The 19,941-nt window shown below is 64.0% G+C and carries 29 protein-coding genes and 1 tRNA gene; 21 read left to right on the top strand and 9 right to left on the bottom strand.

Features of this window, described 5'->3' with window-relative positions:
* Nucleotides 1-310 precede the first annotated feature (310 nt).
* The 4 genes from AC1DRE_RS18705 to AC1DRE_RS18690 are packed head-to-tail and all read right to left on the bottom strand — an operon-like array spanning nucleotide 311 to nucleotide 1,724.
* Complete coding sequence (locus tag AC1DRE_RS18705; protein WP_476986016.1) at nucleotides 311-616, bottom strand: NIPSNAP family protein; 306 nt, start codon at nucleotides 614-616, stop codon at nucleotides 311-313.
* Between the two features lie 37 nt (nucleotides 617-653).
* The gene (locus AC1DRE_RS18700) at nucleotides 654-803 is read right to left on the bottom strand and encodes a hypothetical protein (protein ID WP_476986015.1); all 150 of its coding nucleotides are present in this window, start codon (nucleotides 801-803) and stop codon (nucleotides 654-656) included.
* 11 nt (nucleotides 804-814) lie between these two features.
* Nucleotides 815-1,282: a hypothetical protein gene (locus AC1DRE_RS18695; protein WP_476986014.1), complete on the bottom strand. Its 468-nt coding sequence runs from the start codon at nucleotides 1,280-1,282 to the stop codon at nucleotides 815-817.
* On the bottom strand, nucleotides 1,272-1,724 hold the full coding sequence (locus AC1DRE_RS18690; RefSeq protein WP_476986013.1) for a hypothetical protein: 453 nt from the start codon (nucleotides 1,722-1,724) through the stop codon (nucleotides 1,272-1,274). The genes AC1DRE_RS18695 and AC1DRE_RS18690 overlap by 11 nt, the downstream gene beginning before the upstream one ends.
* A 312-nt stretch (nucleotides 1,725-2,036) precedes the next feature.
* Here AC1DRE_RS18690 and AC1DRE_RS18685 point away from each other — a divergent pair, with 312 nt between their 5' ends.
* The 7 genes from AC1DRE_RS18685 to AC1DRE_RS18655 all read left to right on the top strand — a co-directional run bounded on the left by AC1DRE_RS18685 (nucleotide 2,037) and on the right by AC1DRE_RS18655 (nucleotide 6,146).
* Nucleotides 2,037-2,813 (top strand): type 1 glutamine amidotransferase domain-containing protein, encoded by a 777-nt coding sequence (locus AC1DRE_RS18685; RefSeq protein WP_476986012.1) that lies wholly within the window; start codon nucleotides 2,037-2,039, stop codon nucleotides 2,811-2,813.
* A gap of 102 nt (nucleotides 2,814-2,915) precedes the next feature.
* Entirely contained in the window at nucleotides 2,916-3,521 is a 606-nt protein-coding gene (locus AC1DRE_RS18680; RefSeq protein ID WP_476986011.1) for a dihydrofolate reductase family protein, read from the top strand.
* 409 nt (nucleotides 3,522-3,930) lie between these two features.
* Nucleotides 3,931-4,188, top strand: a complete 258-nt coding sequence (locus tag AC1DRE_RS18675) for a hypothetical protein (protein WP_476986010.1) — start codon at nucleotides 3,931-3,933, stop codon at nucleotides 4,186-4,188.
* Nucleotides 4,179-4,448, top strand: a complete 270-nt coding sequence (locus AC1DRE_RS18670) for a hypothetical protein (RefSeq protein WP_476986009.1) — start codon at nucleotides 4,179-4,181, stop codon at nucleotides 4,446-4,448. Before AC1DRE_RS18675 ends, AC1DRE_RS18670 begins: the two co-directional genes overlap by 10 nt.
* A gap of 483 nt (nucleotides 4,449-4,931) precedes the next feature.
* Nucleotides 4,932-5,276, top strand: coding sequence for a PadR family transcriptional regulator (locus AC1DRE_RS18665; RefSeq protein WP_476986008.1), 345 nt, complete (start codon nucleotides 4,932-4,934; stop codon nucleotides 5,274-5,276).
* Complete coding sequence (locus AC1DRE_RS18660; protein ID WP_476986007.1) at nucleotides 5,273-5,683, top strand: hypothetical protein; 411 nt, start codon at nucleotides 5,273-5,275, stop codon at nucleotides 5,681-5,683. The genes AC1DRE_RS18665 and AC1DRE_RS18660 overlap by 4 nt, the downstream gene beginning before the upstream one ends.
* Nucleotides 5,676-6,146 carry a hypothetical protein gene (locus tag AC1DRE_RS18655; RefSeq protein WP_476986006.1) on the top strand — a complete coding sequence of 157 codons (471 nt, stop codon included), beginning with the start codon at nucleotides 5,676-5,678 and terminating at the stop codon, nucleotides 6,144-6,146. The genes AC1DRE_RS18660 and AC1DRE_RS18655 overlap by 8 nt, the downstream gene beginning before the upstream one ends.
* Nucleotides 6,147-6,229: 83 nt before the next feature.
* Here the strand turns inward: AC1DRE_RS18655 and AC1DRE_RS18650 are convergent, their stop codons facing one another.
* Both AC1DRE_RS18650 and AC1DRE_RS18645 read right to left on the bottom strand, forming a co-directional pair.
* Complete coding sequence (locus AC1DRE_RS18650; RefSeq protein WP_476986005.1) at nucleotides 6,230-6,373, bottom strand: hypothetical protein; 144 nt, start codon at nucleotides 6,371-6,373, stop codon at nucleotides 6,230-6,232.
* A gap of 83 nt (nucleotides 6,374-6,456) precedes the next feature.
* Nucleotides 6,457-6,798: a hypothetical protein gene (locus tag AC1DRE_RS18645; protein WP_476986004.1), complete on the bottom strand. Its 342-nt coding sequence runs from the start codon at nucleotides 6,796-6,798 to the stop codon at nucleotides 6,457-6,459.
* Between the two features lie 658 nt (nucleotides 6,799-7,456).
* Between AC1DRE_RS18645 and AC1DRE_RS18640 the strand changes: the two genes are divergently transcribed.
* The 4 genes from AC1DRE_RS18640 (at nucleotide 7,457) to AC1DRE_RS18625 (ending at nucleotide 10,323) form a co-directional block, all read left to right on the top strand.
* A complete protein-coding gene (locus AC1DRE_RS18640; protein WP_476986003.1) occupies nucleotides 7,457-7,903 on the top strand; it encodes a hypothetical protein in 447 nt (148 codons plus the stop codon).
* A 432-nt stretch (nucleotides 7,904-8,335) separates the two neighbouring features.
* Nucleotides 8,336-8,563 carry a hypothetical protein gene (locus AC1DRE_RS18635; protein ID WP_476986002.1) on the top strand — a complete coding sequence of 76 codons (228 nt, stop codon included), beginning with the start codon at nucleotides 8,336-8,338 and terminating at the stop codon, nucleotides 8,561-8,563.
* 766 nt (nucleotides 8,564-9,329) lie between these two features.
* A complete protein-coding gene (locus AC1DRE_RS18630; RefSeq protein ID WP_476986001.1) occupies nucleotides 9,330-10,022 on the top strand; it encodes a DJ-1/PfpI family protein in 693 nt (230 codons plus the stop codon).
* Nucleotides 10,023-10,077: 55 nt separating this feature from the next.
* A complete protein-coding gene (locus tag AC1DRE_RS18625) occupies nucleotides 10,078-10,323 on the top strand; it encodes an AAA family ATPase (RefSeq protein WP_476986000.1) in 246 nt (81 codons plus the stop codon).
* A 177-nt stretch (nucleotides 10,324-10,500) separates the two neighbouring features.
* Here AC1DRE_RS18625 and AC1DRE_RS18620 read toward each other — a convergent pair whose 3' ends face one another.
* Nucleotides 10,501-11,046, bottom strand: coding sequence for a hypothetical protein (locus AC1DRE_RS18620; protein ID WP_476985999.1), 546 nt, complete (start codon nucleotides 11,044-11,046; stop codon nucleotides 10,501-10,503).
* A 299-nt stretch (nucleotides 11,047-11,345) separates the two neighbouring features.
* Between AC1DRE_RS18620 and AC1DRE_RS18615 the strand changes: the two genes are divergently transcribed.
* Nucleotides 11,346-11,813 (top strand): hypothetical protein, encoded by a 468-nt coding sequence (locus AC1DRE_RS18615; protein ID WP_476985998.1) that lies wholly within the window; start codon nucleotides 11,346-11,348, stop codon nucleotides 11,811-11,813.
* Nucleotides 11,814-12,068: 255 nt separating this feature from the next.
* Here AC1DRE_RS18615 and AC1DRE_RS18610 read toward each other — a convergent pair.
* Nucleotides 12,069-12,158: transfer RNA gene (locus tag AC1DRE_RS18610), tRNA-Ser, on the bottom strand.
* A 104-nt stretch (nucleotides 12,159-12,262) separates the two neighbouring features.
* Between AC1DRE_RS18610 and AC1DRE_RS18605 the strand changes: the two genes are divergently transcribed.
* Genes AC1DRE_RS18605 through AC1DRE_RS18590 form a run of 4 tightly spaced genes read left to right on the top strand, consistent with a single transcriptional unit; the run spans nucleotide 12,263 to nucleotide 16,162 of the window.
* Entirely contained in the window at nucleotides 12,263-13,267 is a 1,005-nt protein-coding gene (locus tag AC1DRE_RS18605) for a zinc-dependent alcohol dehydrogenase (protein ID WP_476985997.1), read from the top strand.
* Nucleotides 13,268-13,270: 3 nt separating this feature from the next.
* The gene (locus AC1DRE_RS18600) at nucleotides 13,271-13,669 is read left to right on the top strand and encodes a 6-pyruvoyl trahydropterin synthase family protein (protein WP_476985996.1); all 399 of its coding nucleotides are present in this window, start codon (nucleotides 13,271-13,273) and stop codon (nucleotides 13,667-13,669) included.
* Between the two features lie 4 nt (nucleotides 13,670-13,673).
* Complete coding sequence (locus tag AC1DRE_RS18595; protein WP_476985995.1) at nucleotides 13,674-14,897, top strand: glycosyltransferase; 1,224 nt, start codon at nucleotides 13,674-13,676, stop codon at nucleotides 14,895-14,897.
* Nucleotides 14,894-16,162, top strand: a complete 1,269-nt coding sequence (locus AC1DRE_RS18590; RefSeq protein ID WP_476985994.1) for a DNA glycosylase AlkZ-like family protein — start codon at nucleotides 14,894-14,896, stop codon at nucleotides 16,160-16,162. Before AC1DRE_RS18595 ends, AC1DRE_RS18590 begins: the two co-directional genes overlap by 4 nt.
* On the opposite strand, the gene tadA is transcribed toward AC1DRE_RS18590, so the two are convergent.
* Nucleotides 16,159-16,650, bottom strand: a complete 492-nt coding sequence (gene tadA, locus AC1DRE_RS18585) for a tRNA adenosine(34) deaminase TadA (protein WP_476985993.1) — start codon at nucleotides 16,648-16,650, stop codon at nucleotides 16,159-16,161. The genes AC1DRE_RS18590 and tadA overlap by 4 nt on opposite strands.
* A 136-nt stretch (nucleotides 16,651-16,786) precedes the next feature.
* Here tadA and AC1DRE_RS18580 point away from each other — a divergent pair, with 136 nt between their 5' ends.
* The 5 genes from AC1DRE_RS18580 (at nucleotide 16,787) to AC1DRE_RS18560 (ending at nucleotide 19,887) form a co-directional block, all read left to right on the top strand.
* Nucleotides 16,787-17,572, top strand: coding sequence for a phosphatase PAP2 family protein (locus AC1DRE_RS18580; protein WP_476986071.1), 786 nt, complete (start codon nucleotides 16,787-16,789; stop codon nucleotides 17,570-17,572).
* Nucleotides 17,573-17,584: 12 nt separating this feature from the next.
* Entirely contained in the window at nucleotides 17,585-18,220 is a 636-nt protein-coding gene (gene upp / locus AC1DRE_RS18575; RefSeq protein WP_043478170.1) for a uracil phosphoribosyltransferase, read from the top strand.
* A gap of 107 nt (nucleotides 18,221-18,327) precedes the next feature.
* Nucleotides 18,328-18,705: a glyoxalase superfamily protein gene (locus tag AC1DRE_RS18570; RefSeq protein WP_104173984.1), complete on the top strand. Its 378-nt coding sequence runs from the start codon at nucleotides 18,328-18,330 to the stop codon at nucleotides 18,703-18,705.
* A 43-nt stretch (nucleotides 18,706-18,748) separates the two neighbouring features.
* Nucleotides 18,749-19,453, top strand: coding sequence for an HAD-IA family hydrolase (locus AC1DRE_RS18565; RefSeq protein ID WP_476985992.1), 705 nt, complete (start codon nucleotides 18,749-18,751; stop codon nucleotides 19,451-19,453).
* A gap of 65 nt (nucleotides 19,454-19,518) precedes the next feature.
* Nucleotides 19,519-19,887, top strand: a complete 369-nt coding sequence (locus AC1DRE_RS18560; protein WP_476985991.1) for a DUF7793 family protein — start codon at nucleotides 19,519-19,521, stop codon at nucleotides 19,885-19,887.
* Nucleotides 19,888-19,941 lie beyond the last annotated feature (54 nt).

Raw genomic sequence — 19,941 nt, 5'->3', positions numbered from 1 at the left:
TTGGCGCCGTTGAAAGGTGTCCCTACATGGTGTCCGCCGGAAGAGATCAGCACAAGGGACGGGGGCGCAGCGCCTGGTCCGTGTCCCAATTGTGAGCAAATCTTTCGGCGATCCTGCGCGGGGACAGGGTTTGCGTGGGTAGCTTCGGTACACCACTAGATGGAAGGTGTACCGAAATGACGATCATTGACTACTTCTCAGGCGTAGCCATCATGCTTGGATCCCTGGTAGCCGCTGCGGGGCTATCTGCCGGGATCATCCGCGCCAGGTCCCATCACCACTAGAAGTGCCACCCTGTGAGCCTCGTTGGTTACTCGAACATGGGTGAGACGAACCTTCGCTCGTATCGTCGGATGCAGTTTGTTTCCGTCGCGAATCGGTAGGCCTCGATGCACTCGGTATCCACAGCCGCCGCTGACCGGTACTTCTCGTAGTCGGCGAGCGACGGGAAGGTGAACAAGGCGAAGGCCTCGTCGCTGTCACCTTCGCTCGGAAGGAAATAGCCGTGATGCTCTCCGCCCAGCCTGTTGACGAGGCGGATCCACCGCCGTCCATATTCTTCAAAGTCAGCGAGCTTGCTTGCATCGATCTCATATCGAAGGTGCACTGTGATCACGGATGGTCCTCTTTCGTTAGGGGGCGTGCCGGGACGTTCATCCAGCCGCTTCGGTCTGTTGTTGCCGCAACCAGCGCCTCCGCTTGGCGCCGGGACCGTACTGCTCCTCGTAGTGGCGCACGTTGAAGCTGCTCGGGTCGTACAGGGTGCCGTCAGGCCTGCGGAACTGCTTATCCTGGTTGAACATCGGAACGGATCCTATTGGGACGTGTCGGGTCGGTCGGGACTTTTTCGCCCCAACTCAAGGAGATCAATGTCGACGCTGCCGGTGCCGGGTTTTGGGGATCCGTGGCGCTTGCGGAGCTGGGACGCCCGGTATTCGTCACGGGCGAGTATGAACGCATAGGGAGTGAAGAACCCTGAGATCCCGATGGGCCACAACGCACCCCACTCGGGTGCCTCACCCTCCCACAAAGGGCGCTGGAACAGCCAACACATGGTGATGAATCCGATCCCCGAAATGACCATGAGTATTCCCATGCCCCACCAGGTGCTGACCTGGGCCTGGCCGCGGCCGGGCGTAAAGCCGATCTCATCAGCGGGGTAGCTGTGCAGCTCGCCGGTGCTGGTCCTGCGCAGAACACGCTTCTCACCGGCCGCTACAGCCTTCTTGTGTTCGGCGTACACGGCATCGTTGCGCCGCTCACGCTCACGGTCATAAACCATGGTCGGTCCTCTTGGGTTCGAAATATCCCGGCTCTCCGGGAAAGGGGCGGGTGCTATGAGGGAAGTTCTCCCGGGTGATCTCCAAGGTTCCGGGGTGCTCCTCGAACCATTTGCGTGCCCGATCGTCGGTGACCGCGTACATCGGCTTTGGCAGCCCCTTGGGCTTGCGAAGCTTGCGGGCACGGAGTTCAGCGCGAAGGGAACTGATGCTCAGGAGCCAGCCGCCAGTGAACAGGACGGTGCATACCGCGGAGCCCAGCATGATGATCAAGCCCATACCCATGTCCCCCGCATCCGGGAAGGACATGAACAGGGCGAGAATCCCGAAGAGTATTCCGAGAGGGGCCAGGATAGCGGGGACCGTCATCAACAGGGCAACGATGCTCTGGCCAACAAAGCTGTTGGCCATGTTGGCGGATTCGGTGGCACTGTGGCCTCCCAAGCCCCACTCCTCACGAGTGTAAGCGTGGATGACAACCTCTTTGTTCCACCCCCCGTACCCGTACCAGTACTTGGGCAGTCCTGGATGCTGTTTGGGTTCAGTGCCGGCCATTTGTCCGCAATGTCCGTTCTCGTAAGGGGCCATGCGCGGCCCGCCGCCGCACACACATCCCACAGCCTAACGAAGATGAGGCAGGGCCATGACTATCAAGAGGGGCGATTTCAGGCGCAGGCGACCACCACTGTCTCGGCCGAGGGGAAGACCTGAATATGGGCTAGGCGTAGGGTGGAATTTAGACGATAGGAGCACTTCATGAAGAAAATCCTCATGGTACTGACCAGCGTTTCCGAGATCGGCGATACCGGAGAGAAGACCGGCTACAACGTGGCTGAGGCGGCTCACCCCTGGAAGGTCTTCAAGGATTCGGGGCATTTCGTCGACTTCGCATCCATTCAGGGCGGCCAGCCGCCGCGCGATGAGGTGGACTCAACAGATCCCATCCAGGTTGCCTTTACGGAGGACGAGACCACGCGCGCCGGTCTCTACAACACGGCCCGCGTCGACGTCGTTGATCCCGAACAGTACGACGCCGTCTATCTCGTGGGAGGCCACGGCACCATGTGGGACTTCCCGGACAGCGAAGGCTTGCAGAAACTCGTAGCCAGCGTCTATAACGCCGGCGGCGTGGTGGGCGCTGTCTGCCACGGGCCGGCCGGACTGCTGAACGTCGAACTGGCCAACGGCTTTCGGCTGGTCGAGGGCAGGAAGGTCGCCGCCTTCACCAACGACGAGGAGGTTGCCGCCGGGAAGGACAAGGTCATCCCGTTCTTCTTGGCAGACCGGCTTGAGGAACAGGGCGCCACCCACGTCTCCGCCGGTGTCTTTGAAGAGAAGGTCGTGGTGGACGACCGGCTGGTGACCGGCCAAAACCCGGCGTCAGCGGCCGGCGTCGCCAAGGAGATGGAGAAGCTCCTGGCAGAGGTCATCCACAAGGAAAAAGCCGAGGAACAGCACGATGCGGAGGCACTGCGCGCAGAGAAGGACGCTGAGAAAGACGCCAAGAAGGCTGCCGCAGACGCGGAGCACTAACACCAACAGTCCACTGAAGCTGAAGTTGGCCGGACTGTGGCCTTCACCGGCCACAATCCGCACACGACCGGATGCAAGTCGCAATCACACAGGAGGTTCGCGGTGCCGAACACCACCTGCCATATGTCGATCTCGCTGGACGGCTTTGTCGCCGGGCCGGACCAAAGCCGCGAAGACCCCCTGGGCAAGCGCGGTCTGGAGCTGCACCGCTGGCACATCGGCGACCCGCGAGCGAACCATGCCGACAAGGTTGCGACCGAGCGGCTCATGCGCCCGCGGGGCGCGTATGTGATGGGCCGGAACATGTTCGGTCCGATCCGCGGGGACTGGGATGAGGAATGGACCGGGTGGTGGGGAGCCGAACCGCCCTACCACGCGCCGGTGTTCGTGCTGACCCACCACGGACATGACCCGATCCAGCTGGACGGCGGGACGACCTTCCACTTCGTCACCGAGGGCTTCGACGCGGCCTACTTCGCAGCGTGCCAGGCCGCCGGGGACGAAGGCGTGGACATCGCCGGTGGGGCTTCGACCGTCCGACAGGCACTGATCGCCGGCGTGATCGACGAGCTCACCCTCGACATCGCACCGGTCCTGCTCGGTTCAGGGGAGCGCATCTTCGGCGGGGTTGAATCATTCGGCTTCGAACCCGCCGAGGTGCTTCACTCCCCGCTGGCCACCCACATCCGCTATCGTCGCGTCAGCTAACTCCGTAGGCGAAGTGACGGCCTCCGGAACCAGAGAAGATCACCTCACCGTGGACGTGCGACTCACCACCATCTGTGTTTGCCGGGGATCAAGCCCGCGAGCGAAGCCAGGCCGCCGGCGCAGAATATAACTCCCACGAAACCGGCGATCCCGTCACTCATCTGTCCGGTTGTGAGAAAAACGCCGAGGCCGAGGCCGGCTACTCCGCGGCCGAGACGCCAGGCGCGGTTTGCCTTCGTGTTTGACCCATATCTCGAAACCCCATATTTACGCGGCGTCCCTCTAACTTTTCCTGGCGGGTTCGGTTCAGGCCGGGTGGGTTCCTCAACGACGCCGCCGAATTCGCCCACCCACCGGCCAGTTCCTACTTCCGGGCAGTGGGCGTGCACGCTGTCGTCCGGAACACGTCATGTCTTTGCGGCTGACGGACACGGATCGGAAGTTGGTCGTGCATGTCGCAGACGCACTTGGCGTGTCTGAATCGAAGGCTGCCCGGCTCATGCTTCGGCGAGCCGACGGTGGTGCGGCAGCGGCGAATGCCGCGCCGGTCATCGAGGAGCTGCGCGCCGATCTGGACGACGTTGTGCGTGCGTTTGGGCTGTTGTCGCGCTCGCTCGACCGGCAGGGTTTAAGTGGGCTTTCGGAGGAGTCAGGCTCATGGCAGTAACGTCCATCACCGCCACGACGAGTTCCTCGCGTTTGTGCAACTACGTTCTCAACGGCGCCGCACATGACGGCAGTGGAGACCGCCGCTATGTGTTCGCGTCGGGGATCGGCTGCTTCGCGCCGATCGCGGCGCAAGCGTTCGCGATCACGCGTGCAGTGCGCAGTCAGCAGAGGATCATGCGACAGGCCTACTCCGTCGTTCAGTCGTTCAGCCGGGAGAACGCCCGAAAGAGCCGGCTGTGGCATGTGCTCCGGCTGTGAAGGGTACGAGGGTTGTCATGACACCCCAACAGAAACGGGCTCTGGCTCTGATCGAGGACGAAGAGAAACCTGGTGATCAAGACGACCGCTCCCTGTAGCAGTGCACACACCTGTTTGACGCTTGGTGAATGTTCCGCGGCTGCCGAAGACATGTCCTGCATCGGCGGCTCGTGGCCAGTACACGGAGCATCCAGCGCAGCACACCAGAATCAGCGCCGCCAGGCGCGCTGTGTAGCCGTAAGCCCATGATTGGACTGTATTTTGGCCCGGAGCCGGTCACAACCTGCCCACGTACCGCCCCCGGTCAGTCAGAGCCGCTGTAGAGAGCCCGAGTTCGGCCACATCTGACCCGTAAAGAGGCCGCTTGTGGGCGGTACGCACGCTGGGGCCATGATGCGGGCCAAACCGGGCCGCTTTATGGCCACGATTGGCCCTTCGCCCGATCTGGTTGCGCAGCTACCTAGTTAGTGACACTATCTATTTGTGAATGAGATCGACTTTGACCAGGAGCTGACCCGCGCGGCGCTTCCGCAGGCGGTGCTTGCGGTGCTCAGCCACGGAGAAAGTCACGGCTACGCGATCGCCGAGGTCCTTCGTCAGCACGGCTTCACGCGCATCAAAGGCGGGACGCTGTACCCGCTTTTGAAGAGACTGGAGGACCAGGGTCTTGTGGAGCACACATGGCATCACGACCAGGCAGGTCCGGGCCGCAAGCAGTTCAGGCTCACTGAGCAGGGCCGCCAGGAACTGGAGCGCTCAGGGACAGCCTGGCGCCGAATGAGCCAGGCACTCACCGACATCCAGACGACCCGACAGGAACGACCATGAGCTACGAGCGAAAACTGACTTTCAACCTCCGAGTGCGTGGGCTGTCTGAGTCAGAAATAGCTGAAGCCCTTGATGAGGTGCGCTCACACGAGGCAGCCACCGGGACTCCTGCGGAAGCCGAATTCGGCACAGCAGAAGAGTATGCCAAGCAGTTCCCCAAGCAGAAGCGGCGGACGCGGGGGAAGAACATCACTTCAATCAGCACAGCCCTGGCTGTGGGTTATGTTCTGCTCGTGGTCGTCCTGATGCTCGTCTTCAGAGTGGACATCCGCGACTTCGTCGGGCCGGTCACGCTCCTGCCCGCCGCAGGACTTGTCCTGCTTGGTCTACTGGCTGGCTTTCTCACCGACTACTTCCAGCCGGCGCAGAAGCGCGAAAAACCGGCTGTAGCAGCAGGCCATGAGTAGCAGGAGCCGCAAAGTATGGCTCGTTGTGCTGGCTGGTACCGCCGTGTCTGTCACCGCGTTCTTCCTCTGGACGTCGTGGAAGAGCGATCTGATCGTCGCTGAGCTGAAGTCGATTGCTGACCGTCTTCAACCAGAGCCGGGGTGGGAGAACTTGGATACCCAGCCTCCGGTGGCTGCTGCACTGTGCATCCCACTGGATGGACCTTGTTCCCAGTACGCATACAGGTGGGACACTCACCGGAAGTACCGGGAAGGTGACCTGGAGCGATACGTTCAGCAGGTGGGTTTGATCCCTCAGGAGTTCGAGGCGTGCGAGCGGAACCCTCGCCTCAACGCAGGCGGACTGACCTGCCGGGGCATTGGGGTCATTGACGGCTGGAACGTACGCATCTCGATCACTGACTACGGTCAGGACGACGACACCAACATCGTGCAGATCGTGGTCAACAAATACGGCTACTGAGGCCCCCAGTATCCATCCCGAGAAGGCGTCTGTGGGAAGATCATGCTGCTAAGTCAGCAGGGGATACGGGCACAACGACATCATCACGCTTCACCAGCCTCGGGGAATGCCGATGCCGGGTGGTCGGGTGACGCGGCCTTGTCGATGCGGTTCTTCTTCTGCCGAAAGGTTTCCTCCGTCGTGCCTTCCCCGGTCGTAACGGCGGATGCAATCGTATCTGTTGCCATCTGTGGCTATCTCCTACTTGCGGGCGTTGCGTGGAGAAGCGAGAACAGGCCCTGCACGTGCGTCACCTCGTCGACAGCCGGCCTCACGACCGTCCCGGTGTGTTCCCGAACCGCTCCCGCGCAGTTCGAGCGGACATGCCGAGGGCCGCACCGATAACCTCCCAGGAGTCTCCGTTCGCGCGGGCGGCGCTGACGGCGGCGTCGAGCTCGGCCTGGGCCTTCGCGGCAGCCGTCCGGGCAGCGGTGATCCGGCGGAAGTCCGCGGCGTCCCTATCAACGTGAGGCGCCGGGCTCAGGCGAAGGAGCGTGCCATCCACCCGCAGCGGCGCGGCTAGGTGCTCGACGTGCAGGACGTAACCTTCATCGGGCTCGCGCTGTACGTAGACGGTGAGGACGGCCTTTCCCTCGCTGTCATCAAAGTCCACTTTCCCGTAGCTCTCACTCGGGCCAACAGGCCATGGCCGCGGTTTCAACCGCCCTCCAGCTTCGTACTGCGTCGGCTCGTGGACGGGCTTCCCAACCCGGAAGCCGGGGGCTGGCGCTTCGCGAGGGGTCATACTGACCGTTCTCCTTCAAGTTCTCTTCCCACTGCACCCCGATGCATAGGGGCCACAGCAAGGGCTCTGAGATGGGCGATACTGCTTCATATTCGATTCCCCCATCCACTTGATCACTTGATGTTCGCAGCGGCATGCGGGCAGCGCTCTAGTACAAATACCAGTACAAGTCACTGCGGGTTGAAGCGCACGAGTACCCGGTACTCGATTCTCCCCGCCAAGAGGAAAACGACCATGCAGGCCTCCGAAGCACCTAGCAGAGACGACGAGTATCCGAAGGGCTTCTATCTTCGCGTCGTAGACGGTCGAGCGTGGCTGCGTGGTTACAGATGCGATGACGGGCACAGTTGGTCACCCGACGACCGGTTCATCTTTCAGCTTCCGCCGCTGCCCTCTTGAATTCAGCCGGGCGCTTGCTGATCGCGGTCCGAGAGTCCGGTGTGCCACATTAGGGCAAGCGATACCGCCGTCCCCAAGTTCGCTTCAGGCCTGTATAAATTGTCAGCGCCTGGTGGGATCCTGAAGCATGGCTAGCAAGCGTCGCCGATCCAGCAAGGCGTCCGCGGCAGGCGCCGGTGCGCTCGGATGTGGCCCCTTCGGCTTCTTCCTCGCACTCGCCGCGATCGGGCTTCTCATCCAGTATTGGTGGGTTCTCCTAATCGCACTTGGCGTGATCACGCTGACCGTGGCACTGGTCCGTAACGCCAGGACCCCCGCCCCTCCTGCGACGGCGCGCCCGCCCAAGCCGGTCCGGATTCCTGAGCCCAAAGCCCTCGTCAACGAGGACCTCGCGGCCCAGATGCGCGCCACCAAGCGTGTCCACCATGTGCGGGCGATGCAGGAGTGGGACTACGAGTGGATCCGGCTGACCTATCGAGAGAAAAGCCATCGGGAGATCAGTGAAATCGCCAACGCCTTCTTCGCGAAGGGATGGTCCGTCGGCGTCAACAGTGAGGGACCTTCCGCCCGGTGACTCAACGACCCTAAGCCCGATTAGGGCTGACCTCAAGGCCGGGTCGAACGTAGGCAGTTCCTTGTTCCAAGGGTTTGCCGGCGGCAGGCCCACTCTCGGGTCGGCGGCGAGTTCGCGGTACCACAGCGAGAGCATCACGGGCACTTCGTCGGTCGGCGTGCCGAGCAGGTTGAATCTGTCAGGGCTGAGATCGTCTCGGCCATCGCAGAGGTCCGCGCTGTTGCCCGAACAGAGCACGACGAGCAGCGGAACAAGACTGCTGACTGGCTCGACGCGCAGTTCGCTGATGTCACAGATGCGCGCGCTCTCCGTGCGTCCGCCGCCGACGCAATCACCAATCTTGCTGTGGCGCTGCGTCATGGGCGGTCCTGGTTCCTGCGGAACCCGTGACGGATTGTCGGGAGTCTTCTCAGCTCGCGTAGCGTCTCGTAGATGAACGGTGACAGAAAGCCCTCGTCAGAGCCGAATAGCCGATCCGACAAGTCCGGGAGCTCGGCATTCCTCCAGCTCTGCATCGTCTTTTTCATACTGGCGGTGGTCCTGCTGATTATGGGAAATCTAGCGTGGATCGCCTTCCTCACGATGGGAACAACGTTCCTCCTTGTTGGAATGCAGAAACGAGCCAAGAAGGACCAGCCCGGCGAGACCACGCCCGACTGACCCCATCTGCGAACGGAGAAGCCCGCACCACTTCCGGCTTGGCCCCTCCTGCGCAGAATAGCTCCATGAAGGCACTCCGCTGGAAGCGGCGGCAGAGCCAGTGTGTGGCACCGGTGCAGGTGTCCTCACATGCCGCGCAGCTGAGCACTACAACAGTCGCCGCACCGACAGTAATGACTTCCGCCGAGCGCACAGCTGCCGACCGCCAGGCCATTGCAGATTGCCCCGAAGCCTTTGAGGACCTCCGTGGTGAAGGAGACCGCGAACTCGTGGAGCAGGCGGCTTCTAATGACGAAAACGTCCTGAAGGCCTCGCAGAGCAGCTGGTCGAGGACGCCGTTGAGGCGGAGTACCAGAAGCAGCTGGACTCTTACAGATATGCACGCCACACAGCCTGGTATCGCCACCGTGGGGCCAAGGCGCCACAGTGGGCCAAGGATGAAGTGTTGCAGGCATTTCCATGGTCGAAGTCTGTCAGAGCCGTAGCGCCCGTACCCTGTGGGCTTCGGAGGCAAATGGCGGCGTGTCGCAGCGCTATTTTGTTCATGGTGCAGTCTGGAAAGATATCCATTACCGGGCGCTGAGGTCACCCAGCGCCCTAGGCGATGGAGTCGACAAAACTGGGGGCGGTCCCCCCGCGTACTGAAGGCTCGGCTTACGGGCGCTGTCCGCAACTGTCTACACGGACACCCCTTTCGGGGCGACAGAGGTGCAGGCATATGCGACGAAGATCTGCCTCGACCGTTAGGGCAACTAAGGTAGACAGCATGACCCAAGAGCCGCTGAGCGTCGTCGTCCTTCTTTTTCCGAACGTCACTCAACTGGATTTCACAGGGCCAGCCCAAGTCTTTTCCAAATTCCCGAATGCGCGGGTCCATCTCGCTTGGCATGATCTCGAACCGGTGAAAACAGATGCAGGCTGGTGCATCGTCCCCACCACTACTCTGGGCGATTGCCCGGCAGCTGATGTGCTCTTCGTTCCTGGCGGCGCCGGGACATTCGACCTCTTCGCCGACGGCCCTGCACTGGAGTTCCTACGCGCCCAGGCAGCCCACGCGCGGTGGGTCACTTCTGTCTGCACGGGCTCTTTCGCTCTAGCAGCAGCAGGGCTCCTGACTGGCTACCGGGCAACGAGCCACTGGGCCTCGTTGCAAATGCTCGAAGACTTCGGGGTAATTCCTGTCAGTAAGCGTGTTGTTCGTGATCGAAACAGAATTACCGGAGCCGGTGTCACGTCCGGAATCGACTTCGCGATTGTTCTCGCGGCGGAGCTATATGGCAGCGAAATCGCGGGCAACATTCAGCTGGCCATTGAGTACGACCCTGAACCTCCTTTCGACCACGGGTCACCCGCAAAGGCAGATCCGCGATATGTCCAGGAAGTCATCACCGCGACCCAAGAGCTCCGTCGTTCTGCGGTCCGCGATGCGGCCGACGCGCTGCTCAGCATTGGCCACTGACCCTCGTGCCCCGAAGCCGCTCTACGGCTACGGGCCTCTTGGCCAGCCAGGGTAGGTGCCCGCTTTCTGGTCGCGACGTATGCGTGAGAACTACCGTGCCCTCCTAAGATCGCTAGGCGTTGAGCCGGAAACCATCTACTTGGCAACGCCTAGATCTGTAGCCCTCGCGCGTATTCGTGCCAGAACGATAGAGCACGCGGACAACTTCCAGCTAAGCGAGGAACTGGCTGCCAAGTACTACGATCACTTCGAGGTCCCGACATTGGAAGCAGGACCGCTAATCGTTATCTCCGGCGCTTAGACGACTCAACTGGGAGCCAACTCCAGCGAACCTGGCTTAATGGGTGGGCTGGCGAATCAGCAGACGGTCCCCAGCTTTCCGACGAGGCTGTGGATTGGATCGAGGCTGTCGCCAACGATGAGGAGCCGATTGCCGGCCGATTTCCTCCTCAACGACGGCGGCGGGTGCGCCGCTGCGCTACATGTCGTGCATAGCGACCTCGGGTCTCACAGGCCAACGGCCTGTGACCTCGCGGAAATCAATGGCCCGCAGTAATGGCGTCATGTCGTAAGCGCTCATGTTCAGGCTGAGCTTGACATCGTGAACGGATCTCACGGTCAGGAACTGCTGACCTTTCAACGTCCCCACGCTGTAATGCGCGATGTCGCTATAGGCAATCAGGTGCTCCTTGCCGAGCACGCTGCGGAAGGCCACCTCATAGGCGCGCGGAGCCACGTAAAAGTTGCGGTACATCGCGACGAATGCCAGCCCACCCAGGAGAATCGCCACCGAAGCAATACGGGCACCAAGAGGTGCACGGTCTGTTGTGAAGGCGAACAGACCCATAAGGAGCCCCACGGACACGCAGAGCCAGCCAAAGATCAAAAGCACCTTCGGCATACGAACCTGTTCCGGGTACTCCTTGGACCGGTTGGGGTGCTTCCGCGCCCACCAGGCAATCGCGGCAATGGACACAGTCGTGAATACCGTGATGGAGATGTTAATGATCTGCGCTGTCGACATTTCGGCTACCTGCCTTGGGTGCGGAATGCCAACGTGGCTGTGAGTATGAGCAAAGACGCGCTGATGGTACGACGGAGCATATTTCCCCCAGTATGTGATCGGCCTGTTCGGCCCTATCCCGGCAAAGTCTAAACGCAAATGCGTCCTCGGATTTGAAGGACATCGGCAACGCGCAGAATAGAGGGTGACGGCCGCCACGCCTCGCTGCCGGCTTTCAATGGACTGCATACGGTTGCGGAGTGCAGCTACCTGGTCCTGACTACCCTGTTCTCATGGGGGTCAGCGGAATACCAAAGAGAATGAGCCGCCGCCGCAAGGTCTGGCTTGCTGTGCTGGCCGCGCTGGCTGTCTGTCTCACAGCCTTCTTCGTCTGGGCGTCCTGGAAAAGCGACCGGATCATCGCCGAGCTGAAGTCGATCGCGGATCGCCTTGAAACCAGTCCGGGATGGGAGAACTTGGAAACCCAGCCCCCGGTGGCTGCGGCCGTGTGCATCCCACTGGGCGGCCCGTGTTCCCAATATGCCTACAGATGGGCCACCCATCAGGCGTACCAGCAAGGCGACCTGGAGAGCTACATCTACCAGGTCAGCCTGGTTCCCCAGGAGCTGGAAAAGTGCGAGAGGAACCCGCGGTTCAACGCAGGTGGACTGGACTGCCGGGCTGTCGGAATTATTGACGGCTGGAACGTACGCATCTCGGTGCACGACTACGGACCCGGGGATGACAACTCCACGGTGCAGGTCGTGGTCAATCACTACGGATACTGACTGCGTAGATGGCGGGTCGCGAAAGTCAGATGGATACCCCGCCACTTTCGTTCGAACCGCGAACTGGTCACGGTGGATTGCCTGAGCGTCTGCTGCGCAACACCGACGAGCTGACTGACGAAATGAGACGCATCAGCAAGTGGATGATCTTGACGCTGCAGCTGTCGCGCTCAAAGTGCGCTCACGGGACTGAATTACAGAAAAGCGAAGGCGCCTACTTCGCTGTGTTATCAACGAAGTAGACGCCTACTCACTTGGCGGTGACGGTGGGATTTGAACCCACGTTGGCTTTGACACCAAACAACATTTCGAGTGTTGCACCTTCGGCCGCTCGGACACGTCACCAACCTGAATAGGTTACCGGAGCATGGCTCGCTTCCCAAAACGAGGGCGCGCCGGTGTCAGATGTCTTCCCCGCGCCCGCGCCGGGGACTAGATTCGTAAGCAAGATGATCAATTCCCAGCAGCACTCCCAAGCCAAGGCCTATTGGACCGTCGGCCACGAAAAAGGCGAACTCCGAAGCGAGGACCTGCCCGCGCCGGGCCCCGGCGAAGCGCTGGTCCGTGCCCTTTACTCGGGCATCAGCAAGGGCACCGAAACGGTGGTCCACTGCGGCAACGTGCCGCCCCGGGTTGCCGAACAAATGCGGGCGCCCCTGCAGGAGGGTTCCTTCCCCTCGCCGGTGAAGTACGGCTACCTCTCCGTGGGAACCGTGGAGGCAGGCCCGGAGGAATGGGTGGGGCGCACCGTGTTCTGCCTGCACCCGCACCAGGACCGCTATGTTGTCCCGGTGGAGTCGCTGACCGTGGTCCCGGAGAACGTCCCGGCCCGGAGGGCAGTGCTCACGGGAACCGTGGAAACCGCCGTCAACGCCTTGTGGGAAGCCGGGCCCCGGCTGGGCGACCGCGTGGCCGTTGTCGGCGCCGGCCTGGTCGGCGGCATGGTGGCCACCCTGCTGCGCACCTTTCCGCTGCAGCGGCTCCAGCTGATCGACATCGATCCGGCGAAACGCACCTTCGCCGAAGCACTCGGTGTCGAATTCGCGCACCCCGACGACGCCCTTGCGGACTGTGACATCGTGATCCACTGTTCGGCCTCCCAGGAGGGCCTCGAACGGAGCCTGCAGCTGGTGGGCGACGAAGGGGACGTCATCGAGATGTCCTGGTACGCCGACCGGAAGGTCACCATCCCGCTGGGGGAGGACTTCCACGCCCGCCGGCTCTCCATCCGTGCCAGCCAGGTCGGGGTCGTGGCCCGCTCGCGCCGCCACCGCCGGACCAACGCCGACCGCCTGGCGCTCGCCGTGTCCCTGCTCAGCGATCCCGTCTACGACACCTTCCTCACCGGATCCTCCCCGTTTGCGGAACTTCCCGTCGTCGTCCATGACCTGGCCGACGGCCGGCTGGATGCGCTCTGCCACGTCATTGAATACCCCGCCGAAGACAAGAGGTAGCCCTTGTTCAGCCTGACCGTCCGTCGCCACTTCATGATTGCCCATAGCCTGCCGCGCGAAGCCTTCGGGCCCGCCCAGGGCCTGCACGGGGCCACGTTTGTCGCGGAGGTGACCTTCCGCCGTCGGGCGCTGAACAACGACGCCATCGTCCTGGATATCGGTGCGGCCGGCGGGCTCATTGAGGAAGTGCTGGCCGGCTTGAACTACAAGAACCTCGACGAGCACCCGGACTTTGCCGGGAAGCTGAGCACCACCGAGGCCCTCGCGCAGTACATCGCCGAGGCGGTCGCCGCGAAGGTCCGCGACGGCGAGGACGGGCGGGAACTGGCAGGACTGGACGTCACCCTCCGGGAGAACCCCGACGCCTGGGCCTCCTTCGCGCTCGACTTCGACGCCGCGTAAGCACATGCCCGGGCCCCGCGCGGAGAGACCCGTAATACGGCTGATCGTGCCGGGCAACGTGCTGCACAACTCAGGGGGCAACGCCTACAACGCCGCGCTGGTCCGCGGGCTCACCACGCTTGGGGCGGACGTGGACGTCTGCCCCGCTGACGGCCACTGGCCGGTGGGCACCAGGGAAGAACGACGGCGGCTGGCCGGGTTACTGCTCGACGGCGGACTGGACAGCGCCGGCGGGGCCGAGGGGTCCGGGGGGCCGGTGACCATCGTGGACGGTCTGGTTGCGCTGGGCGCGCCGCTGGAAATGGAGGCGGCAGCCGCCGCGGGACGGCCCGCGTGGATCCTGCTGCACATGCCGCTGGCAGCGCACCCGGACCTGGAGGAACGTGCGCTGGCGGCCGCCGCGGGCGTGATCTGCACCAGTTCGACGACGGCTGCGGCAATCCGGGACAAGCACTGCCCCGTCCCGATCCACGTGGCGCTGCCCGGCACTGATGCCGCTCCTCCTGCGGCCGGCTCGAACCCGCCACACCTCGTGGCAGTGGCTGCACTGCTGCCGAACAAGGACCAGCTCCTGCTGCTGAAGGCCCTCGCAGGACTCACGGATCTGCCCTGGACTGCGGCGCTGGTGGGCTCCGATTCCGCCGACCCCGCCTACGCCCGGACGGTCCGCAGCGCGGTAACCCGGCTCGGGCTGACCGGCCGGGTGACCGCCAGCGGCGAGCTCAGTGGGCAGGTCCTGGACGAGGCATGGCACCGCGCCGATCTCAGCCTGCTCATTTCGCGGGCTGAAGCGTACGGGATGGTGGTCACCGAGTCCCTCGCCCGCGGAATCCCGGTGGTGGTGCGGGCCGGCACCGGCGCCGTCGAGGCACTCTCGGCGGGTTCACCGGGTTCACCGGGTTCACCGGGTCCGGCGGGGCCGCCGGTCGGGGTAGCAGCTCCCGACGGCGGCGGGGGACCCGCGCTGCCGGGCGCCGCCGTCGTCCTCGGCGCGGACCCGTCCCCGCTGACGGCAGTCCTGCGCGGCTGGTTGACGGATCCGGAACTTCGCTCGCGGTGGCGCGGCGCGGCACTGGATGCGCGTAACCGGCTGCCGGGCTGGGATGCCACGGCCAGGACTGTGCTGGACAGCATTGCGGCGGACAAGGCGGGACCGAATGCGCCGAGAAGCCGGACTTCGCCGGGTCATTCCGTTGCCGTGCCGGCTGATGGACAATGGCCCCTATGACAACCGAGCCCCTCATTGTTGAGACTCCGGAGGCTAATCCCGCGGCCGTCAGTGTGCCGCCCGCGCACACGGTCACGGCGGAACGCCTGCGCGCGTGGGCCTGGCACAAACAGGGCCTCGACGGCAGCCTCGCCGGTCATTCCGCGGCGGAGGTCCTGGCCAGGGCCGGCTGGGCACGTTCCCTGGGCGGCGCCAACCCCTACCTCACGTTGTTCGCCCGTGCCGGAATCCGCCGCGAACAGGTTGATGCCGACGTCCTTGCGATGCGGATCTACGAACTCCCCAGCGCCCGCGGCTGCACTTACATCCTGGGCGCGGAGGATTTCGCGTGGGCGTTGAAGCTGGGCAAGGATTCCGCGGAAGCCTTCAAGGTGCTTGGCAGGCTGGGGGTGGACCGCGGCGAACTTACGCTGCTCGAGGACCAGGTGGTGCACGCCCTGGCCGGGGCTGGCCGCCCGCTGGATCCGAAACAGCTCAAGGACGAACTGGGCGATTCCGTCCGAAGCCTGGGCGAGGAAGGCAAGAGGCAGGGCGTCTCCACCACCCTCCCCACCGCTCTTGGCCTGCTGCAGCGCGACGGCCGGATCCGCCGCGTCCCTGCCAACGGCCGTCTCGACCAGCAGCGCTACGCCTACACGCTCTGGGACCTGCCGCCGAGCCTGCTGGACATGGATGCCGCCCGCACCGAGCTGATCCGCAAGTACTTGGGTTGGACCGGCGGAGCCGCGCTCAAGCAATCCCAGTGGTTCTCCGGGTTCACGGTCGCCCAGAGCAAGGCGGCCCTGGCCGCCGTCGGTGCCGTCGAGGTGCCCACCGCCCACCCTGCCGCCAAAGGCGAAGCGCTGTGGATGCTGCCCGACGACGTCGCACGCCTCGCCGCTTTTGACGTGCCAGCGGAGGAACAGATCCAGCTTCTCGCGGGGACGGACTCGCTCGTCATCCAGCGGCGGAACGCCGCGGACCTGTTCGCGGACGGCGACGGGGACGCGACACTGCTCGGCGCGATACTCGCGCAACAGGCCGACCTGCCGGACCACCCGATCCTGGACAGAGGCCGGATCATCGGACTCTGGCAGTACGATCCCGTCGGGCAGCGGATTGCCCACTGGCTCTTCGGCAGGGCTTCGCCGCGTGTCGGGCAGCGGATCGCCGAGATGGAAGCGTGGATCCGGGAGGACCTGGGCGATTTCCGTTCCTTCAGCCTTGACTCGCCCGCGTCCAGGCAGGAGCGCATTGACGCCCTGGACGCGGCGAATGCCGGTTAGCTGACCTGCCGGTGGCCGGCGAAGAAATCCCGGAGCAGCGTGGCACACTCCTGCTCCCGGACGCCGGCATAGACCTCCACCCAGTGGTTGAGCCGGCGCTCGCGGAGAATGTCGAACACCGAACCGGCCGCCCCCGCCTTTTCGTCCCACGCCCCGAACACCACACGCGGGATCCTCGCCAGGACAACGGCGCCCGCGCACATGGCGCAGGGTTCCAGCGTCACTACGAGGGTGCAGTCCGCCAGCCGCCAGCCGTCGCCTTGGGGAAGTGCCTTCAGCCGGGCTGCCGCCTCACGGATGGCCACCATCTCGGCGTGCGCGGTGGGATCACCGTGGGCTTCCCGTTCGTTCCTCCCGGTACCCAGGACTTCGCCGTCCGGTCCGATGACGACGGCGCCGATCGGCACGTCCTCGGTGGCCAGTGCAGCCCGTGCCTCGGCGAGGGCAAGGCCCATCCATTCGGCATGGCGGGGCTCCGGGGAAGTCATGGCTCAATGATAGTTTCGAAGGTACGGCAGGCGCAGACGACGGATGAGCCCGGGAGACGACGTGAAGACTTTGACTGACCGCATCACCGACCGATGGGGACGGTGGGTTGTTCCCTACGCTGCTCTCTGGATCACCATGCTGGTTGGCGGTGCAATCGTCGTCACGCTGGCGTTTATGGGTGCCGAAGTCTACGACGACGTGGTGGACGAAGCGGGCCTCGCCAATCTGGACAAGCCTGCGCTGGCGCTGTCGGAGGGCCTCCGGAGCCCCTGGCTCAACTCCGCCGTCACTGCCTTCACGAACATCGGCGGCGGGGTCGGCATGCCGATCGTCGGCAGCATCCTGACGGCCTGGCTTACGTGGGCAGGGCGTACCTGGCGGCCCCTCATCCTGGTGGGTGGCGCTGCGGCTGCTTCGGTCACCGCGACCACTTTTGGCAAGAAGCTGTTTGGCCGCACCCGCCCGGACCACACGGATGCCGTTCCGCCTTACGAAGATTCGCCGTCGTTCCCCAGCGGGCACACGCTCAACACCACCGTAGTGATAGGGCTGGTGGTATATCTGGCTTGCCTGCAGATCCAGCGGACCGTTGCCCGGGTGTCCATGATCACGGCCGGTGCGATCTTCATCATCGCGATGGGCCTGAGCAGGGTGTTCCTCGGCCATCACTGGCTGACGGATGTCATCGCCGGGTGGCTCCTTGGCCTCGCCTGGGTGGGAATCGTGATCCTGGCACACCGGCTCTTCCACGTCATACGGCACCGCGAGCACGCAGGACCGGCTCCGACGTTCGACCACCCGTTACTCCGGGAGGAGCCGGACGTGCACCATGGCACCCACGGCGGAAAACCCGGTGGCGGCGGCGCGGGCCCGCGTCAGGAAGCCGGCGGATCGCGGGGCGGGGACACCACCGCCGAGTGATAGTTTTGACCCATGCGCACACTCGTCGTGGACCACCCGCTGGTCGCCCACAAGCTCACCGTTCTGCGGGACAAAAACACTCCCTCCCCGGTCTTCCGGCAGCTCACCGAGGAACTCGTCACGCTCCTAGCCTATGAGGCCACGCGGGACGTCCGCACCGAGCCGGTCACCATCGAGACTCCGGTCAGCACCACCATCGGCACCGCGTTCACCAAGCCCACCCCGCTGGTGGTTCCCATCCTCCGCGCCGGCCTGGGCATGCTCGAAGGCATGACCAAACTGGTGCCCACAGCCGAGGTCGGGTTCCTGGGAATGGCCCGTGACGAGGAAACGCTGGACATCATTACCTACGCGGAGCGCCTCCCCGAGGACCTGACGGATCGGCAGATCTTTGTCCTGGATCCCATGCTGGCAACCGGCGGCACACTGCGCGAAGCCATCAAGTTCCTCTTCAAGCGCGGCGCCTCGGACGTCACGTGCATCTGCCTGCTGGCGGCACCCGAGGGCCTGGCCAAGCTGGAAGAAGAACTCTCGGACGCCAACGTGACCATCGTCCTGGCATCCATTGACGAGAAGCTCAACGAGAAGTCCTACATCGTGCCCGGACTCGGCGACGCTGGCGACCGCCTCTATGGCATCGCCGGCTAACAGCACCCCTGGCTGACAGCATCGCTGGCTAACAGGGGCGCCGGCTAAGCCGGTGCGAAGCGATTGCCCCCTTCCGGTTTCCGGCGGCCCCGGATAGCCTGTGCCCCATGGACTGGAAACTTGAACTGGTGTTTGTCCCTGTGTCCGACGTGGACCGTGCCAAGGATTTTTACGTCAACAAGGTGGGCTTCAACGCCGACTTCGACGAGCGGCCCATGGACGGCATCCGTTTCGTCCAGCTGACCCCGCCCGGATCGGCCTGTTCGATCGCTATCGGCGAGGGTCTCAGTGACGCTCCTCCCGGCACCGCCCCGAGCCTGCAGGTCGTGGTCAGCGACATCCAGGCCGCGCACAAGCACCTCAAGGACAACGGAGTTGAGGTCAGCGACATCGACGTCCAGGACTGGGGCCATTTCGTCCATTTTGCCGATCCTGACGGCAACAAGTGGGCGGTCCAGTACCTCCCTCAACGCCCGAACGGCTAAGTCACAAAAACCCGCGCCGCCCGGCGTGGGGCAGGATGGAAGCATGAGCTTTCCTGCCGACGCCGCAACCCCCGTCTCCGCCACACGGTCCGCGACAACCTTGACCGCACGGGCCGTGCTGTTCGACATGGACGGCACCCTGGTTGATTCCACGGCCATTGTGGAGCAGGTGTGGGGCGAATTTGCTGCCCGCTACGGCCTGGACCTCGCCGAGATCCTCCGGACCTCGCACGGCGTCCAGGCCGGGGACACGGTGCGCCGGTTTGCCCCGGCGGGAGCCGACGTCGCCGCGCTCACTGCGGAACTCGGCGCAATGGAACGCGTCCGGACCGAGGGCATTGTCGCCTTGCCCGGAGCCGCTGATCTGTTGCGCAGGCTGCCGGCGGATGCCGTGGCACTGGTGACGTCGGCCGACCGGCTCCTGGCCGATATCCGGATGGGCGCCGCTGGTCTCGCCATGCCTGCCACTGCCGTCACGGCTGATCTTGTCACGCGGGGCAAGCCCCATCCCGAGGGCTACCTCCGGGCTGCCGAACTTCTCGGGGTGGACCCGGCCAACGCCGTGGTCTTTGAGGACGCGCCCGCAGGCATCGCGGCCGGACTTGCCGCCGGGATCAGGACCGTGGCCATCGGGCCCAACACCGGTCAGCTGCCGGACGGCGTCCTGCACATCGAGGACTACACCGGGGTCTCCATGACCACGGCAGTGGACGAGGCCGGTGTACGGACGATTTCCTTCCGGTTCTGACGTCCGAACCGGGCTCCCGTCGGCTAGGGTCGGTGAAGAGTGCTGACGCTATCTGGGGGGATAGGATGACCGAAGTTTCGATTGACGGCGCCAGAGGCACCGTTGTTCTGCGCGATGGTGTTCTTCATGTGCGATGGATTCAAGGCCTGGCGATCTCCGAGGATGCCGCGACGGCCGTCATGGCGGCGGTCAAGGAGTTGAGCGGCGGGCGGCGCTATCCGATTCTGGTGGACATGGCTGCCGCGGCGTCCATGAGCCGCGGTGCACGGCGCGTCTTCGCCCGTCCCAGCACAGTGGCGAGGGTGGCGCTCCTAGGATCGTCCCCGGTGGACCGGGCCATGGCCAATTTCTTTCTCAGCATGAACTCTCCGGCTGCTCCCACGCGGTATTTCACCTGCCTTGACGAAGCCATGACGTGGCTTGGGGACGGGTAGCCGCGCCTTCCACCGCTGTTCAGCCGGACGTCACCGGCGCGGAGCCGCCGTCCA

The organism is Arthrobacter sp. P4_H3, assembly GCF_056400885.1.
Note: the sequence above shows the minus strand (reverse complement) of the source record. Positions and strands in the feature narration are given on the sequence as shown.

Excerpts from the sequence above, each read along its gene's own strand:
- AC1DRE_RS18670 (WP_476986009.1), top strand. The coding sequence starts at position 4,179 with ATGGCAGTAACGTCCATCACCGCCACGACGAGTTCCTCGCGTTTGTGC.
- AC1DRE_RS18605 (WP_476985997.1), top strand. The coding sequence starts at position 12,263 with ATGATCAATTCCCAGCAGCACTCCCAAGCCAAGGCCTATTGGACCGTC.
- AC1DRE_RS18635 (WP_476986002.1), top strand. The coding sequence starts at position 8,336 with ATGAACGGTGACAGAAAGCCCTCGTCAGAGCCGAATAGCCGATCCGAC.
- AC1DRE_RS18655 (WP_476986006.1), top strand. The coding sequence starts at position 5,676 with ATGAGTAGCAGGAGCCGCAAAGTATGGCTCGTTGTGCTGGCTGGTACC.
- AC1DRE_RS18560 (WP_476985991.1), top strand. The coding sequence starts at position 19,519 with ATGACCGAAGTTTCGATTGACGGCGCCAGAGGCACCGTTGTTCTGCGC.
- AC1DRE_RS18700 (WP_476986015.1), bottom strand. The coding sequence starts at position 803 with ATGTTCAACCAGGATAAGCAGTTCCGCAGGCCTGACGGCACCCTGTAC.
- AC1DRE_RS18695 (WP_476986014.1), bottom strand. The coding sequence starts at position 1,282 with ATGGTTTATGACCGTGAGCGTGAGCGGCGCAACGATGCCGTGTACGCC.
- AC1DRE_RS18570 (WP_104173984.1), top strand. The coding sequence starts at position 18,328 with ATGGACTGGAAACTTGAACTGGTGTTTGTCCCTGTGTCCGACGTGGAC.
- AC1DRE_RS18580 (WP_476986071.1), top strand. The coding sequence starts at position 16,787 with ATGCTGGTTGGCGGTGCAATCGTCGTCACGCTGGCGTTTATGGGTGCC.
- AC1DRE_RS18650 (WP_476986005.1), bottom strand. The coding sequence starts at position 6,373 with ATGGCAACAGATACGATTGCATCCGCCGTTACGACCGGGGAAGGCACG.
- AC1DRE_RS18595 (WP_476985995.1), top strand. The coding sequence starts at position 13,674 with ATGCCCGGGCCCCGCGCGGAGAGACCCGTAATACGGCTGATCGTGCCG.
- AC1DRE_RS18565 (WP_476985992.1), top strand. The coding sequence starts at position 18,749 with ATGAGCTTTCCTGCCGACGCCGCAACCCCCGTCTCCGCCACACGGTCC.
- AC1DRE_RS18660 (WP_476986007.1), top strand. The coding sequence starts at position 5,273 with ATGAGCTACGAGCGAAAACTGACTTTCAACCTCCGAGTGCGTGGGCTG.
- upp (WP_043478170.1), top strand. The coding sequence starts at position 17,585 with ATGCGCACACTCGTCGTGGACCACCCGCTGGTCGCCCACAAGCTCACC.
- AC1DRE_RS18620 (WP_476985999.1), bottom strand. The coding sequence starts at position 11,046 with ATGTCGACAGCGCAGATCATTAACATCTCCATCACGGTATTCACGACT.
- AC1DRE_RS18615 (WP_476985998.1), top strand. The coding sequence starts at position 11,346 with ATGAGCCGCCGCCGCAAGGTCTGGCTTGCTGTGCTGGCCGCGCTGGCT.
- tadA (WP_476985993.1), bottom strand. The coding sequence starts at position 16,650 with ATGACTTCCCCGGAGCCCCGCCATGCCGAATGGATGGGCCTTGCCCTC.
- AC1DRE_RS18685 (WP_476986012.1), top strand. The coding sequence starts at position 2,037 with ATGAAGAAAATCCTCATGGTACTGACCAGCGTTTCCGAGATCGGCGAT.
- AC1DRE_RS18630 (WP_476986001.1), top strand. The coding sequence starts at position 9,330 with ATGACCCAAGAGCCGCTGAGCGTCGTCGTCCTTCTTTTTCCGAACGTC.
- AC1DRE_RS18675 (WP_476986010.1), top strand. The coding sequence starts at position 3,931 with ATGTCTTTGCGGCTGACGGACACGGATCGGAAGTTGGTCGTGCATGTC.
- AC1DRE_RS18590 (WP_476985994.1), top strand. The coding sequence starts at position 14,894 with ATGACAACCGAGCCCCTCATTGTTGAGACTCCGGAGGCTAATCCCGCG.
- AC1DRE_RS18640 (WP_476986003.1), top strand. The coding sequence starts at position 7,457 with ATGGCTAGCAAGCGTCGCCGATCCAGCAAGGCGTCCGCGGCAGGCGCC.